Here is a 13,007-nt window from a genome sequence, read left to right as displayed (position 1 = left end):
ATAACCAGCTCGGGGAAGGTGGCGGGACTATAGCGGCGGCTGGCCGAGAGGCAACCGGGAGCCGTCGGTCAAGCGATCTTATCGGGCCATAGACAGAGGTCGCGGATCAGGCACGTGGGACACTCGGGTTTGCGCGCCTTGCACACATAGCGGCCGTGCAGGATCAGCCAGTGGTGGGCGTGCAGCTTGAATTCGTCGGGGACGACACGCTCGAGTTCGGTTTCGACGGCCTCCGGCGTTGGTCCCGGCGCGAGCCCGGTCCGGTTCGACACCCGGAAGATGTGGGTATCGACGGCGATGGTCGGTTGCCCGAACGCAACGTTGAGCACGACGTTGGCGGTCTTGCGCCCGACGCCGGGCAGGCTCTCCAGCGCCTCCCGGGTCTTGGGGACCTTGCCGTCATAGTCGGCGATCAGCTTGCGCGACAGGCCGACGACGTTCCTGCCCTTCGACCGGAACAGACCAATGGTGCGGATCAGTTCGGTAACGCGAGCCTCGCCGAGCGCCACCATCCTTTCAGGCGTGTCGGCGGCCGCAAACAACGCCGGTGTTGCCTTGTTGACCCCGGCGTCGGTCGCCTGAGCGGACAGCACCACGGCGACCAGGAGCGTGAACGGGCTGGAGTAATGCAGTTCGCTGCGCGGATCGGGCCGTTCGGCCCGAAACCGGCGGAACATCTCGGCAACGTCGGCCGGCGGCATGCGGCGCGCTTGACTTCGGCGCCGGGCGGGTGGCTTGGGACGGCCGGTTGTCGATGCCCGGCGCGGCGATCTGGTCATGGATGATCTCCCTGTCTGGCGCCGCGACACATGGCAGCCCTAGGATTTGGTTGGGCGTCTTCTATACTCGGCCGTTATGAGCGAAACCAATCCTCCGTCCGAAGCCTCCGAGCCGCCGATCTTCGCCGCGCGGCTGACCCCTCATCGCTCCCTGAGCCCGACGGGGTTCCTGGTGGTGATGCTAGCGCTGGTGTCGTGCTCATTCACCGCCGGCCTGGCGTTCTGGATGATGGGCGCGTGGCCGATCGTTTTCTTTTTCGGTCTCGATATCTTTTTGATTCAATTGGCATTCCGGCTGAATTATCGGGCCGCCCGCGCCTCTGAGGACGTTACCGTCTTCCACGACCGGCTGACGGTGACCCGCACGGCCCCCAACGGGCGATCGTCGTCGTTCACAATCAATCCCTACTGGACGCGACTGGAGGTCGAGCGACACCCTGAAATCGGCGTGACCGGCGTGAACCTAACCTCGCACGGCAAACGGTTTCCGCTCGCCAGTTTCCTCGGGCCACACGAACGCGAATCGTTCGCGACGGCGCTGTCATCGGCGCTGGCCAAAGCCCGCTCGCCCGCACCGATTTAGTGCGCAAGAATCGGGTGGTTGTTGGCTTGTCGACTGCCTAGGTCTGGAACAACAACGATCAGACTTCGAGGCTGTTATGACCCTCTCTACTATTACCGCTGTTCCGTCGATGCCCCCCTCCGTTCCCCGACCGCAAAGCGACTATGACACCGTTCGTCAGGCGGTCGAGTACATCTCCGAAAACTGGCGCGATCAGCCGTCCCTCGACCAGATCGCGGGCGCGGTCGACCTGAAACCCCTGGCGCTTCAGCGTCTGTTCACCCGCTGGGCCGGGCTGTCGCCGAAGGCGTTCGTTCAGGCCCTGACCCTCGATCATGCCCGGTCGCTGCTCGACGACTCCGCTTCCATACTCGACGCGTCCTACGAAGTGGGCCTGTCCGGTCCGGGGCGCCTGCACGACCTGTTCGTCACCCATGAAGCGATGACACCGGGCGACTACAAGGCGCGCGGTGAGGGCATCGTCATCCGCTGGGCGTTCCATGCCTCACCGTTCGGCAAGTCGCTGATCATGGTCACGGATCGCGGTCTAGCCGGCGTTGCCTTCGCCGATCCCGGCAAGGAAGAGAGCACACTCGCCGACATGAAGGCGCGCTGGCCGAAAGCCCACTACATCGAGGACAGCGCGGCCACGGCGCCCTATTGCCGCCGGATCTTCGATCCCGACACGTGGCGGCCGGACCGGCCGCTGAGGATCGTGATGATCGGTTCTGATTTCGAGCTACGGGTTTGGGAGACCCTGCTCAATATTCCGCTCGGCAAGGCGACCACCTATTCGGACATCGCGGCCCATATCGGCAAGCCCAAGGCAGCGCGGGCGGTCGGGACCGCTGTGGGCAAGAACCCGATTTCGTTCGTGGTGCCCTGTCACCGCGTGCTCGGCAAGGGCGGCAGCTTCTGCGGCTACCACTGGGGCCTGACCCGCAAGCGGGCGATCCTCGGCTGGGAGGCCGGCGTCGCCGGGGCGCTCGCCTGAGCGCCCCGTCAGGCTCGAATCGCCACTACTCGGAAAGCTCGCGCTTCTCGGCGACCGTCGTATCGGCGTTCAGCCGGTAGAGGATCGGCAGGCCGGTCGGGAGCTCAAGCTTGACCACCTCGTCCGGCGTGAGGCCGTCGAGGGCCATGATCAGGGCTCGCAGCGAGTTGCCGTGCGCCGAGATCAGCACCCCTTCGCCGCGCATGACATGCGGCTGGATGGTGTGGAGATAGTAGGGCCAGACCCGGGCGCCGGTATCGCGCAGCGACTCGCCGCCGGGCGGCTGGGTGGCATAGGAGCGGCGCCAGATGTGGACCTGCTCCTCGCCCCATTTCTTGCGGGCATCGTCCTTGTTCAGACCGGCGAGGTCACCGTAGTCGCGTTCGTTCAGCGCAATGTCGCGCTCGATTGGGAGGTCGGCGACGCCGAGCTCCTCAAGCGCGAGATCGAGGGTGCGCTGCGCCCGGATCAGGCCGGAGGTGAACGTCCGGCCGAAGGTCAGGCCCTCGTGCTTCATCCGCTGCCCTGCGGTGCGGGCCTCGGCGATTCCCTGTTCGGTCAGGCCGACGTCGCGCCAGCCGGTAAACAGGTTCTTGAGGTTCCACTCACTCTGGCCATGGCGGACCAGCACCATCATTCGATCCATGCGTAACGGTTCCCTATTCGGAGAGGCCGAGGACGTCGGCCATGGCGTAGCGGCCGGGCTTCTTCTCGCGACCCCACAAAGCGGCCTTGACGGCGCCGCGGGCGAATATGCTTCGGTCGGCCGCCTTGTGGGTGAGTTCGATCGTCTCGCCTTCGCCGGCGAGGATGACGCTATGCTCGCCAACTACCGAACCGCCGCGGAGCGTGGCGAAACCAATGTCGCCGCGCGGCCGGGCGCCGGTATGCCCGTCGCGGACCCGGATCGCATGGGTGGCGAGATCGATGCTGCGCCCGTCGGCTGCCGCCTCGCCGAGGAGGAGGGCGGTGCCCGATGGGGCGTCGATCTTGTGGCGGTGGTGCATCTCCAGCACCTCGATGTCGAAATCGGCGTCGAGCGCTTTCGCCGCCTGGCGGGCGAGCACCGCGAGCAAGTTGACGCCCAGGCTCATATTGCCCGACTTGATGACCGGTGCGTGACGGGCGGCCGCGTCAACTTTGGCCTCGTCGTCCGCCGACAGGCCGGTGGTGCCGATTACGTGAACGATGCGCGCCTGCGCGGCGAGTTCGGAGAAGGCGACGGTGGCGGCGGGGACGGTGAAATCCAGCACGCCGTCTGCCTTGGCAAACACGGGCAACGGATCATCGCCAACAGTGATGCCCAACGGCCCGAGCCCGGCCAGTGTTCCGGCGTCGGCCCCGATCTCGGCGGCACCGGCCCGCTCGACCGCGCCATGGAGCGTCACGCCCGGTGTCTCGTCGATCACCCGGATCAGGGTCCGGCCCATTCGGCCGCTGGCGCCGACGACCACCAGCTTCATGTCGTCCATGCTCGCTCCCCCGTATTCTCACGCGAAGCCGGATATAGCCGCCAGGGCGGGGCGCGGCAAACCGGCTGTCGACAGGTCTTGCGGGCTCAGTTGTCGCCGGGCTGCGGTCCGTCGTAACCCTCGATGACAATGAGGTCGAGTTCGGCCGAGTCGCCGCGCTCGGCGATAGCATGCTGATATTCGGGCGAGTGGTAGCAGGCGAGCGCGGTCTCGTAGTCCTTGAACTCAAGCACAACGTTGCGCTCGCGAGCGCCGCCGGTTTTTGTCTCGAACGACCCGCCGCGGACCAGGAAGCGCGCGCCATATTTGCTGAACGCCGCTCCGTTTGCCGCGAGGTACTTCTTGTAGCCCTCAGGGTCGCTGACATCGACCCGGACGATCCAGTACGCTTTGCTCACGCGTCTTCCCCCTTGAGTGCCTCGGCGATCTCATCAACGATGGCGTCGGCCGCCGCCTTGGGGTCGGCGTCGCCGGTGATCGGCCGGCCGACGACCAAGTAGTCGGCACCGGCGCGGATCGCATCTCGTGGCGTGGCGACCCGCTTCTGGTCGCCGGTTGCGGCTCCCGCCGGACGGACCCCTGGCGTCACGATCGCCATTTCGGTACCGACGATACGGCGGACGGCGGCGGCTTCCGTCGGTGAGGCGACGACGCCGTCCATGCCGATGTCGCGGGCGAAGGTGGCACGAGCGGCGACCAGCTGTGCGGAAGTGTCCGCATAGCCGGCCTCGATCAGATCGCCGTCATCCATGGAGGTCAGCACCGTGACGCCGAGGAGGCGCAAGTCGGCGTCACCCCGCGCGGCGACCGCCGCTCGCATCGCTTTCGGGTAGGCGTGGACGGTCACGAAGGTCACGCCAAGGTGTTTGATGCTTTCGATTGCTTTCGCCACCGTGTTGTCGATGTCGAGAATTTTGGCATCGAGAAAAACCTTATAGCCCGCCGCGGTCAGGCTCCGGACGAAATCCAGCCCGTTGGCGTAAATCAGCTGCAGGCCGACCTTATAGAAGCCGACGCTGTCGTTAAGCTGTTCCACCATCTTTTCGGCAGTGGCGACATCTGCGAGATCGAGAGCGACGACGAGGCGGTCGCGGGCGGGAATCAAAGGCATGCGCGACTGATGTCCCGCCGCTTCCATTGGGTCAAGGGCTGAATGTCGGCGAAGGGGCCAATTGATGGTGTTTTCTAGTCGGCAAGACGCCCGGCCAATGCGACGAGGCTCCGACAGACACGCGACAGAAGCTTGGCGACAGGCTCGACAGCCAGTTCCCCGGACTCGGTGAAGGCTTCCCGAGCGCGACCCACTTCGATCTTCTCGGGAATCGGAATCGCGCCGAGCCCGGCTTGCGCGATCTTTCTCAAATCCGGCAAGGCTCGAGCGCCGCCAATGGGCCCGTTCGACACGCTGCCGACGGCGAAGACGCGGTTGCGATAGGGAACTTTGCTGGATTCGACCCGGCTGATCCAATCGATGGTGTTCTTCAGCAGCGGCGGCACCGAGTTGTTGTATTCGGGTGTCGCGATGAAAGCGCCCTGATGAGCCGCGATCAGACGCGCGAGCTGGGTGGCGTTGTCGGGGATACCGACTTCCTTTTCCAGGTCGCCGTCGTAGATGGGTAACGCGTAATCGGCGAGGGAGATGCGGGTCACGTCGGCGTCGGCAAGCGCCAGCTCCTTGGCGGCGGCCGCGGCAAGCTTGGTGGAGAGCGAACCGGCACGGGTCGAGCCAGCGAAGACGAGGATTTTGGTCGCGGTCATGGGTCCAACGATTGCTGAAGGTGGAGGGTGATGATTTCGGCGCGGTGGCGATGAGCCGGTTCGCCGAACATCTGCGGAACGAAGGCCGGGGCGCTTTCGATTGTCAGTCGTGCTGTTCCGGCGCTGGTTTCATCCACGCGCGCGGCGATGCGTGGTCGCGACACCCCCCGCCGGAGGAACGACCAGTTGGCGCGACCGTATGCGACGACACCGCGCTTGTCCGGATCAGAGGAGCGGATCTCATAGCCGTCGCGTTCCAACACACCTAGCAAGTGCTTGAAGACGCTATCCGCTGGATACTGGAAGTCGTGGATTCCACGCCAGCCGCCGTATCCCAAGACTCACGCCTTGCGATAGAGCCAGACGCGGGCCGGCGGCATGTTCATCCAGATCCAGCGGGAAGCCTGCGCTGAGAACCGTCCGGGTACCGGCTGGACCGGGCCATTGAACGTATAGGAGAACTGGATGAACGGGTTGTCGCTGACGGTGCGCGCGAGCCCGGCCTGGATCAGTTGCTCGCGGTCCGACAACGGCCGGGCGACCAGCGGCAGGCTCGAGACGACGTTGGCGATTTCCGGCGCTCGCCCGTCGAGCGAGCCGTCGAGGTCGTAGGCGTCGCCCCGGATCACCGTGATACCGGGAAAACGCTCGGCCAAGAGGCGGCAGAAGTCGGGACTGTACTCAATGGCGATGATCCGCTCCGGCGCGACGCCGTGGCCGATCAGCGCCTTGGTGACGACGCCGGTGCCGGGGCCAAGCTCGACGATCGGAAGGTCGCCGTCCGGATCAACATGGCGGGCCATTGCCTTTGCCAGCGCTTCGCCTGAGGGCGCCACAGCGCCGGTCATACGCGGCCGTTCGGCGAGGCACTTCAGAAACCGGAGCTGGTCACGCATGAGATGGTCCCGTCAGTGCTTGTCAAAATTGACGCTGTCAGGCGCCGAAGAAATCGCGGACGCGGGTGAAGAAGCCGGCCGATTCGGGATTGTTCTCCGCCGACGAGGCCTGTTCGAACTCCTGCAGCAGCTCGCGCTGGCGGCGCGACAGCTTGCGCGGGGTCTCGACAACCACCTGGATATACATGTCGCCGACCTTGCTGGTGCGCATCACCGGCATGCCCTTGCCCTTAAGGCGGAATTGCTTGCCGGTCTGGGCGCCTTCGGGCACACGGACCCTGGTCTTGCCGCCATCGATGGTCGGGACCTCGAAGTCGCCGCCGAGCGCGGCGGTGGTCACCGATATCGGCACCCGGCAGAAGATGTCGGCACCGTCGCGCTGGAAGAACTCGTGCGGAGCGATCGACAGGAAGATATAGAGATCGCCGGCCGAACTGCCGCGCAGGCCCGCCTCGCCTTCGCCGGCAAGCCGGATGCGCGTGCCGTCCTCGATGCCGGCCGGGATGTTGACGCTGAGCTTACGCTGTTCGGTGATACGGCCCGAACCGTTGCATTCATCGCATGGGTCGGCGATGATTTCGCCGCGCCCGTGACAGGTCGGACAGGTGCGTTCGATCGAGAAGAACCCTTGCGCGGTGCGGACGCGGCCATGACCCTCACATGTCGGGCATCTCTTGGGGCTTGATCCCGGCCGCGAGCCCGAGCCCGAGCAGGTCGGACAGGTAACCTTAGTGGGAACCTCGATCTCTGCGGTCTTGCCGGCATAGGCCTCTTCGAGAGTGATCTCCATGTTGTAGCGGAGATCGGAGCCGCGCTCCCGTCCGCCCCGGGCGGCGCTGCCGCGCCGGCCACCCATGAACTCGCCGAAGATATCGTCGAAGATGTTCGACATCGACGACGCGAAATCGCCGTGGAAACCGCCGGCGCCGTTCGCGCCGTTTTCGAAGGCCGCATGGCCGAAGCGATCGTAGGCCGCCCGCTTTTGCGGGTCCTTCAGGCACTCATAGGCGGCGTTGACTTCCTTGAACTTGATCTCAGCCGTTGCGTCGCCGCTGTTGCGGTCGGGGTGATACGCCATCGCCAGTTTGCGATAAGCGACCTTGAGCTGGCGGTCGTCGCATCCCCGGTCGACGCCGAGAACCTCGTAGAAATCGCGTTTTTCCATTCGTCGTCAGTCAGTCTGCCCCGCAGCGACGTCGAAACGCCTTGCGGATACGCGCTCAAAATAAAAGGCCCGCACCCCGGAACGCCTGATTGCGTCGCCTCGGGCGCGGGCCATGGTCTTCAATCCTGCCGTCAGGCCGACTTCTGCTGGTCGTCGTCGCTGACTTCCTCGAAGTCGGCGTCGACCACATCCTCGTTGCCGGCCTCGGCGTCGGCGCCGTCGCCGCCGCCCGCTTCAGCCTGGGTTTCGGCCTGGTTGGCCTGATACATGGCTTCGCCGAGCTTCATCGATGCCTGGGCGAGAGCATTGGTCTTGGCTTCGATCGCCTCGACGTCCTCGCCCTCCATGGCGGTCTTGAGCTCCGCGACGGCGGTCTCGATCGCCGACTTGTCGGCCTCCGCCACCTTATCGCCAAAGTCCGCCAGCGATTTCTCGGTCGAGTGGACCAGCGCTTCGCCGTGGTTCCGGGCTTCGATCAGCGCGCGCCGTTTCTTGTCCTCGTCGGCATGCGCCTCGGCATCCTTGACCATCTGGTCGATATCGGTCTCGGACAAACCACCCGAAGCCTGGATGCGGATTTGCTGCTCCTTGCCGGTGCCCTTGTCCTTGGCCGACACGTTGACGATGCCGTTGGCGTCGATATCGAAGGTGACCTCGATCTGCGGCACGCCACGTGGTGCCGGCGGGATACCGACCAGGTCGAACTGGCCGAGCATCTTGTTGTCGGCCGCCATCTCGCGCTCGCCCTGGAAGACCCGGATGGTCACCGCGTTCTGGCTGTCCTCGGCGGTGGAGAACACCTGGCTCTTCTTGGTCGGGATCGTGGTGTTGCGGTCGATCAGCCGGGTGAACACGCCGCCTAGCGTCTCGATACCGAGCGACAGCGGGGTCACGTCGAGCAGCAATACATCCTTGACGTCGCCCTGGAGCACGCCGCCCTGGATCGCGGCGCCGATGGCGACCACTTCGTCCGGGTTGACGCCCTTATGGGGCTCCTTGCCGAAGAACTGCTTCACGACCTCCTGGACTTTGGGCATGCGGGTCATGCCGCCAACCAGGACGACTTCCTGGATCTCGCCCGCCGACAGGCCGGCGTCTTTAAGCGCGGCCTTGCAGGGCTCGATGGTCCGCTGGATCAGGTCATCGACCAACGCCTCGAACTTGGCGCGGGTGAGTTTCATGGTCAGGTGCTTCGGCCCGGAGGCATCGGCGGTGATGAAGGGCAGGTTGACCTCTGTCTGGGTCGCTGACGACAGCTCGATTTTCGCTTTCTCGGCGGCCTCCTTCAGCCGCTGGAGCGCGAGCTTGTCACCGCGCAGGTCGATACCCTGCTCTTTCTTGAATTCGTCGGCCAGATAGTTGACCAGACGCATGTCGAAGTCCTCGCCGCCGAGAAACGTGTCCCCGTTGGTCGATTTCACTTCGAAGACGCCGTCACCGATCTCGAGCACCGAGATGTCGAAGGTGCCGCCACCGAGGTCGTAGACCGCGATGGTCTGGCCTTCCTTCTTGTCGAGCCCATAAGACAACGCCGCCGCGGTCGGCTCGTTGATGATCCTGAGAACCTCGAGCCCGGCTATCTTGCCGGCGTCCTTGGTCGCCTGGCGCTGGGCGTCGTTGAAATAGGCCGGCACGGTGATCACCGCCTGCTCGACCTTGGAGCCAAGATAGGCCTCGGCGGTTTCCTTCATCTTCTGGAGGATGAAGGCGGAAATCTGCGACGGCGAATACGTCTTGCCCTCTGCCTCAACCCAGGCGTCACCGTTGCCCGCTTTGACGATCTGGTAGGGGACGAGTTCCTTGTCCTTGGCGACGGTCGGATCGTCGTAGCGACGCCCGATCAGCCGCTTGACGGCGAAGATCGTGTCTTCGGGATTGGTGACCGCCTGACGCTTTGCCGGCTGTCCAACCAGACGCTCACCGTCCTTGCTGAACGCCACCATCGAAGGCGTCGTTCGCGCGCCCTCGGAATTCTCGATGACCTTGGAGTCTTTGCCGTCCATCACGGCAACGCACGAATTCGTGGTGCCGAGATCAATACCGATTACTTTTGCCATACTTCCCATCTCCTTTCGGCAGACCGGCAGGGCCCTTCACGAGGCACCCGCGTCCCGGCTCGATTCGGTAGAGAGTCGAGAGCGATCCGGTCCCCTGGCGTGATTCACGCGGCCAAAGCGAGGTAGTCCCCGGGAAGGCACGCGCGTTCCCGGCGTATATAAGAAGCCATGAAATCTGCCGCAAGCGGCGATTCGAGGGGAGAAACGGCCATGAATACGCGATTGGGTGCCGGTTTCGCGGTCCGAGTCGCCGCGTTTGGGTTGATGACGATGATGGTGACAGGCGCGGCAATGGCGCAAGTCACGACACCGCCGCGCGGTTCGCCGCAGCGTTCGGCCATTCTCGACGGGGTTCGGCCGATGGTGCAGGCCGAAGTAGGCGCGCCCGTCGAGTTCGTCGTCCACCAGATGCGGGTGGTCGGTGACTGGGCGTTTGTCCTGCTATCGCCGCAGCGGCCGGGCGGCGCACCGATCGATTATCGCTACACGCGCTACGGCGAAGCTGTTGCCGGGGGCTTCTTCGATAATCAGGTATCGGCGCTGCTCAGGCAAAGCCCGAGCGGTTGGCTGGTCTACGAATACGATCTCGGTGCCACCGACGTTCCATGGGTTGGCTGGGCCGACTATCATCCAGTGCCGTTTGACGTCCTACCCGGCTACTGAAGCCAGATCCGTCCCCCCGCCGTTGCTGCGGGGTGCCCATCCGTTCGAGGTCCCGATGCCGTCGCATCGACGCGACACCCGCCGCTCGTCGGCCGCCACCGTGTTCGCGCTCAACGGCGTGGTCATGGGGACGTTCTTCTCTCGCATCGCCGACCTCCAACTCGCCGTCGGACTCACCGAGGCTGCGCTGGGGATCGCGTTGGCCGGCTTGTCCATCGGTGTTTTCCTCGGCTCCTTGGCCCTAAGCCAGCCGATCGAGGCTCACGGTGTCCGGCGGATTCTGATGATCGCGCTGCCGGTGCTCGCTGCCGGGCCGCTGCTTGTCGCGGTCTTCTCGGGCGGCACCGTATCGCTTTTCGCATTGCTCGGCGTCTTCGGCTTCGCCTTCGCCGGGGTCAACATCACCATGAATGTCGAGGCGGATCGGATCGAGGCGGCGCAATCACGCCGACTGCTCAATCATTGTCATGCGATCTGGGCTGTCGGATTTCTTGGCGCGACGGTCGTCGGCACCGTCGTCGTCGCCGCGCGTATTTCGCTCGCCGCCCACTTCGCGACCGTTCTGGCATTGGTTCTCGTGGTGACGGTCGCTGTGGTGTGGCCAATGCGGCCGGCACCGCCACGCGCCCACGTCGGCAACGGTCCGCGCCGGCGAATTGCCCGGCCTACTATCGGCATCCTTCTGATCATGGGGTTCGCAGTGTCGGGCATGTGGCTGGAGGGCACGACCCGCAACTGGTCGATCATCTACCTCCGCGACGTGTTCGAGCCGGCCGACTGGGTAACGACGCTGACGCTCCCGGCCATCGTCATCTTCCAGATCGTCGGCCGGCTCGCGGCGGACCGGATCATCGACCGCTACGGCCCGGTGCTGGTTGCCAGGGTGCTGACCGCGATCACGCTCGTCGGGCTCGTTCTGGTCGTCGCCCAGCTCTCGATTGCCGTGACGCTGATCGGCTTCGCTCTGATCGGCCTTGGCATCAGTACCGTCGTCCCACAGGCGATGTCGGCCGCCGCGCGGCTCGGTGACCGGCCGTCGTCGGAAAACGTCGCGGCGCTGGCTACGTTGCAAACGCTGCTGGGACTGATCTCGCCGCCGTTGATCGGTTCGGTTGCCTCGGCGTACGGGATCCACACGGCATTCATGCTGCTGCTTCCGTTACCGATCGTGGCACTCTATTTCGCACGGTATCTCCGACGGGCCGGTTAGATTTGCCGGCGGCCGAGGGGGATCCGCGCCCCGACTGATTTTCTGTCGCCTTCACGCGGATTTTTCTTCCGTCCTCGGTCGCAACCGAATAAGAGATCACCTCGTTCTGGTGGCGTCTGGGCTTCTGCTCGCTCAGGCCCAACGACTCTCATTTCCGAAGCCCGCGGGCGCTCGTTTTCAGGCTCGATCCAGTGTCTCCTTTGTTCAAGGATGCGCGTCGCGCGACCATCGTCACGATTTTCGCCCTGACCGGGCTGATCACCGGCACGTTCTTTTCACGGCTCGCTGAACTCCAGCTCGCAATCGGGCTGACCGAGGGCCAGTTGGGCGTTGCGTTGATCGGCCTGTCGACCGGGGTTTTCGCCGGCTCGCTTCTGGTTAGCCAGGCGATCGAGCGTCACGGCATCCGACGCACGCTGCTTTGGGGGCTTCCCCTGTTCGCCGCGGGACCTTTGCTCGCCGCCCTGCTGGCGGACGGTGCGCCTTCCCTGTTCCTGTTGCTGGTCCTGTTCGGGGTCGGTCTGGCGGTCAGCAACATCGCCATGAATGTCGAGGCGGACCGCATCGAAGCCTCCCACGGCCATCGCCTCCTCAACCGCTGTCATGCGCTGTGGGGCGTCGGTTTTCTCGCCGCAAGCGCAGCCGGAACCGCGATGGTTGCTGCCGGCATTCCGCCTTTGTGGCATTTCGTCGGGCTGTTCATCCTCATTGCCGGTGCGACGGTGGCGTTCGTTCGACCAATGCAGCCGGTGGCGCCTCGCGCCCATCGCGGCAACGGTGCCCGCCGCCGATTCGCCCGGCCGACGGTCGCGATCCTCCTGATCATGGGCTTCGCCATTTCGGGGATGTGGCTCGAAGGCACGATGCGAAACTGGTCGATTATCTACCTTCGCGATGTCTTCGAACCGGCCGAGTGGGTCGCAACTTTGACACTGCCGTCGATTGTCGCCTTCCAGATCATCGGCCGGCTGTCGGCCGATACGCTGATCGACCGATACGGACCGGTGCGGTTCGCCCGCGTTCTCACCGCCATCACCTTCATTGGTCTTCTGCTGGTGGTGACCAGCGACTCGATCGCGGTCACCCTGGTCGGCTTCGCCCTGATCGGGCTTGGTATCAGCACGGCCCACCCCCAGGCGATGTCGGCGGCGGCCCGGCTCGGTGACCGTCCATCTTCGGAAAACGTTGCCGCGCTGTCGACCCTGCAAACCGTACTCGGCCTTATCTCGCCGCCGATGATCGGGGCCGTCGCTTCGGCCTACGGCATTCATGCGGCGTTCGTGCTGCTTCTGCCGTTGCCGATCATCGCGATCTACTTCGCCCGATATCTGCAGCGGTCCGGCTAGCGTCCCCGAGCGACGGACGACACCTCATCAAACTGTGATCGCGGTTGGCTTCCAGCCGGAGACGCCCAGGCGTAGGCTGTCCGTATCGTGATCGTCGTCCAATCG

The 13,007-nt window shown here is 64.8% G+C and carries 15 protein-coding genes; 5 read left to right on the top strand and 10 right to left on the bottom strand.

Annotation, left to right across the window (positions count from 1 at the left end):
• Positions 1 to 68: 68 nt before the first annotated feature.
• Positions 69 to 779 carry an endonuclease III gene (gene nth / locus ACO076_RS03480; RefSeq protein ID WP_421725343.1) on the bottom strand — a complete coding sequence of 237 codons (711 nt, stop codon included), beginning with the start codon at positions 777 to 779 and terminating at the stop codon, positions 69 to 71.
• Positions 780 to 855: 76 nt separating this feature from the next.
• On the opposite strand from nth, the gene ACO076_RS03475 reads away from it, so the two are divergent.
• Positions 856 to 1,362 (top strand): DUF2244 domain-containing protein, encoded by a 507-nt coding sequence (locus ACO076_RS03475; RefSeq protein WP_421725342.1) that lies wholly within the window; start codon positions 856 to 858, stop codon positions 1,360 to 1,362.
• A gap of 109 nt (positions 1,363 to 1,471) precedes the next feature.
• Positions 1,472 to 2,335, top strand: a complete 864-nt coding sequence (locus tag ACO076_RS03470) for a methylated-DNA--[protein]-cysteine S-methyltransferase (RefSeq protein WP_421726664.1) — start codon at positions 1,472 to 1,474, stop codon at positions 2,333 to 2,335.
• 25 nt (positions 2,336 to 2,360) lie between these two features.
• Here ACO076_RS03470 and ACO076_RS03465 read toward each other — a convergent pair whose 3' ends face one another.
• The 9 genes from ACO076_RS03465 to dnaK all read right to left on the bottom strand — a co-directional run bounded on the left by ACO076_RS03465 (position 2,361) and on the right by dnaK (position 9,683).
• A complete protein-coding gene (locus ACO076_RS03465) occupies positions 2,361 to 2,981 on the bottom strand; it encodes a 2,3-bisphosphoglycerate-dependent phosphoglycerate mutase (protein ID WP_421725341.1) in 621 nt (206 codons plus the stop codon).
• A gap of 13 nt (positions 2,982 to 2,994) precedes the next feature.
• Positions 2,995 to 3,807 (bottom strand): 4-hydroxy-tetrahydrodipicolinate reductase, encoded by an 813-nt coding sequence (gene dapB, locus ACO076_RS03460; protein WP_421725340.1) that lies wholly within the window; start codon positions 3,805 to 3,807, stop codon positions 2,995 to 2,997.
• An 86-nt stretch (positions 3,808 to 3,893) separates the two neighbouring features.
• On the bottom strand, positions 3,894 to 4,205 hold the full coding sequence (locus ACO076_RS03455) for a DUF1330 domain-containing protein (RefSeq protein ID WP_421725339.1): 312 nt from the start codon (positions 4,203 to 4,205) through the stop codon (positions 3,894 to 3,896).
• The gene (gene pyrF, locus ACO076_RS03450; protein ID WP_421725338.1) at positions 4,202 to 4,918 is read right to left on the bottom strand and encodes an orotidine-5'-phosphate decarboxylase; all 717 of its coding nucleotides are present in this window, start codon (positions 4,916 to 4,918) and stop codon (positions 4,202 to 4,204) included. Before pyrF ends, ACO076_RS03455 begins: the two co-directional genes overlap by 4 nt.
• Positions 4,919 to 4,992: 74 nt before the next feature.
• Complete coding sequence (locus ACO076_RS03445) at positions 4,993 to 5,565, bottom strand: NADPH-dependent FMN reductase (RefSeq protein WP_421725337.1); 573 nt, start codon at positions 5,563 to 5,565, stop codon at positions 4,993 to 4,995.
• Positions 5,562 to 5,825, bottom strand: coding sequence for a hypothetical protein (locus ACO076_RS03440; protein WP_421725336.1), 264 nt, complete (start codon positions 5,823 to 5,825; stop codon positions 5,562 to 5,564). The genes ACO076_RS03445 and ACO076_RS03440 overlap by 4 nt, the downstream gene beginning before the upstream one ends.
• Before the next feature lie 81 nt (positions 5,826 to 5,906).
• Positions 5,907 to 6,461, bottom strand: coding sequence for a class I SAM-dependent methyltransferase (locus tag ACO076_RS03435; RefSeq protein ID WP_421725335.1), 555 nt, complete (start codon positions 6,459 to 6,461; stop codon positions 5,907 to 5,909).
• Between the two features lie 37 nt (positions 6,462 to 6,498).
• Positions 6,499 to 7,626 (bottom strand): molecular chaperone DnaJ, encoded by a 1,128-nt coding sequence (dnaJ, locus tag ACO076_RS03430; RefSeq protein WP_421725334.1) that lies wholly within the window; start codon positions 7,624 to 7,626, stop codon positions 6,499 to 6,501.
• 131 nt (positions 7,627 to 7,757) lie between these two features.
• Positions 7,758 to 9,683 carry a molecular chaperone DnaK gene (gene dnaK / locus ACO076_RS03425; RefSeq protein ID WP_421725333.1) on the bottom strand — a complete coding sequence of 642 codons (1,926 nt, stop codon included), beginning with the start codon at positions 9,681 to 9,683 and terminating at the stop codon, positions 7,758 to 7,760.
• Positions 9,684 to 9,893: 210 nt separating this feature from the next.
• On the opposite strand from dnaK, the gene ACO076_RS03420 reads away from it, so the two are divergent.
• The 3 genes from ACO076_RS03420 to ACO076_RS03410 all read left to right on the top strand — a co-directional run bounded on the left by ACO076_RS03420 (position 9,894) and on the right by ACO076_RS03410 (position 12,902).
• On the top strand, positions 9,894 to 10,346 hold the full coding sequence (locus tag ACO076_RS03420) for a hypothetical protein (protein WP_421725332.1): 453 nt from the start codon (positions 9,894 to 9,896) through the stop codon (positions 10,344 to 10,346).
• A 55-nt stretch (positions 10,347 to 10,401) separates the two neighbouring features.
• Positions 10,402 to 11,556: an MFS transporter gene (locus ACO076_RS03415; RefSeq protein WP_421725331.1), complete on the top strand. Its 1,155-nt coding sequence runs from the start codon at positions 10,402 to 10,404 to the stop codon at positions 11,554 to 11,556.
• Between the two features lie 191 nt (positions 11,557 to 11,747).
• Positions 11,748 to 12,902 carry an MFS transporter gene (locus ACO076_RS03410; protein WP_421725330.1) on the top strand — a complete coding sequence of 385 codons (1,155 nt, stop codon included), beginning with the start codon at positions 11,748 to 11,750 and terminating at the stop codon, positions 12,900 to 12,902.
• Positions 12,903 to 13,007: the final 105 nt, after the last annotated feature.

The sequence above is a fragment of the Bauldia sp. genome (genome assembly GCF_965232525.1).
Lineage (GTDB): Bacteria > Pseudomonadota > Alphaproteobacteria > Rhizobiales > Kaistiaceae > Bauldia.
Note: the sequence above shows the minus strand (reverse complement) of the source record. Positions and strands in the feature narration are given on the sequence as shown.

What these genes read in the sequence shown, in the direction of transcription:
- nth (WP_421725343.1), bottom strand. Translation starts at nt 779, where the DNA reads ATGACCAGATCGCCGCGCCGGGCATCGACAACCGGCCGTCCCAAGCCA.
- ACO076_RS03475 (WP_421725342.1), top strand. Translation starts at nt 856, where the DNA reads ATGAGCGAAACCAATCCTCCGTCCGAAGCCTCCGAGCCGCCGATCTTC.
- ACO076_RS03470 (WP_421726664.1), top strand. Translation starts at nt 1,472, where the DNA reads ATGCCCCCCTCCGTTCCCCGACCGCAAAGCGACTATGACACCGTTCGT.
- ACO076_RS03465 (WP_421725341.1), bottom strand. Translation starts at nt 2,981, where the DNA reads ATGGATCGAATGATGGTGCTGGTCCGCCATGGCCAGAGTGAGTGGAAC.
- dapB (WP_421725340.1), bottom strand. Translation starts at nt 3,807, where the DNA reads ATGGACGACATGAAGCTGGTGGTCGTCGGCGCCAGCGGCCGAATGGGC.
- pyrF (WP_421725338.1), bottom strand. Translation starts at nt 4,918, where the DNA reads ATGCCTTTGATTCCCGCCCGCGACCGCCTCGTCGTCGCTCTCGATCTC.
- ACO076_RS03445 (WP_421725337.1), bottom strand. Translation starts at nt 5,565, where the DNA reads ATGACCGCGACCAAAATCCTCGTCTTCGCTGGCTCGACCCGTGCCGGT.
- ACO076_RS03435 (WP_421725335.1), bottom strand. Translation starts at nt 6,461, where the DNA reads ATGCGTGACCAGCTCCGGTTTCTGAAGTGCCTCGCCGAACGGCCGCGT.
- dnaJ (WP_421725334.1), bottom strand. Translation starts at nt 7,626, where the DNA reads ATGGAAAAACGCGATTTCTACGAGGTTCTCGGCGTCGACCGGGGATGC.
- dnaK (WP_421725333.1), bottom strand. Translation starts at nt 9,683, where the DNA reads ATGGCAAAAGTAATCGGTATTGATCTCGGCACCACGAATTCGTGCGTT.
- ACO076_RS03420 (WP_421725332.1), top strand. Translation starts at nt 9,894, where the DNA reads ATGAATACGCGATTGGGTGCCGGTTTCGCGGTCCGAGTCGCCGCGTTT.
- ACO076_RS03415 (WP_421725331.1), top strand. Translation starts at nt 10,402, where the DNA reads ATGCCGTCGCATCGACGCGACACCCGCCGCTCGTCGGCCGCCACCGTG.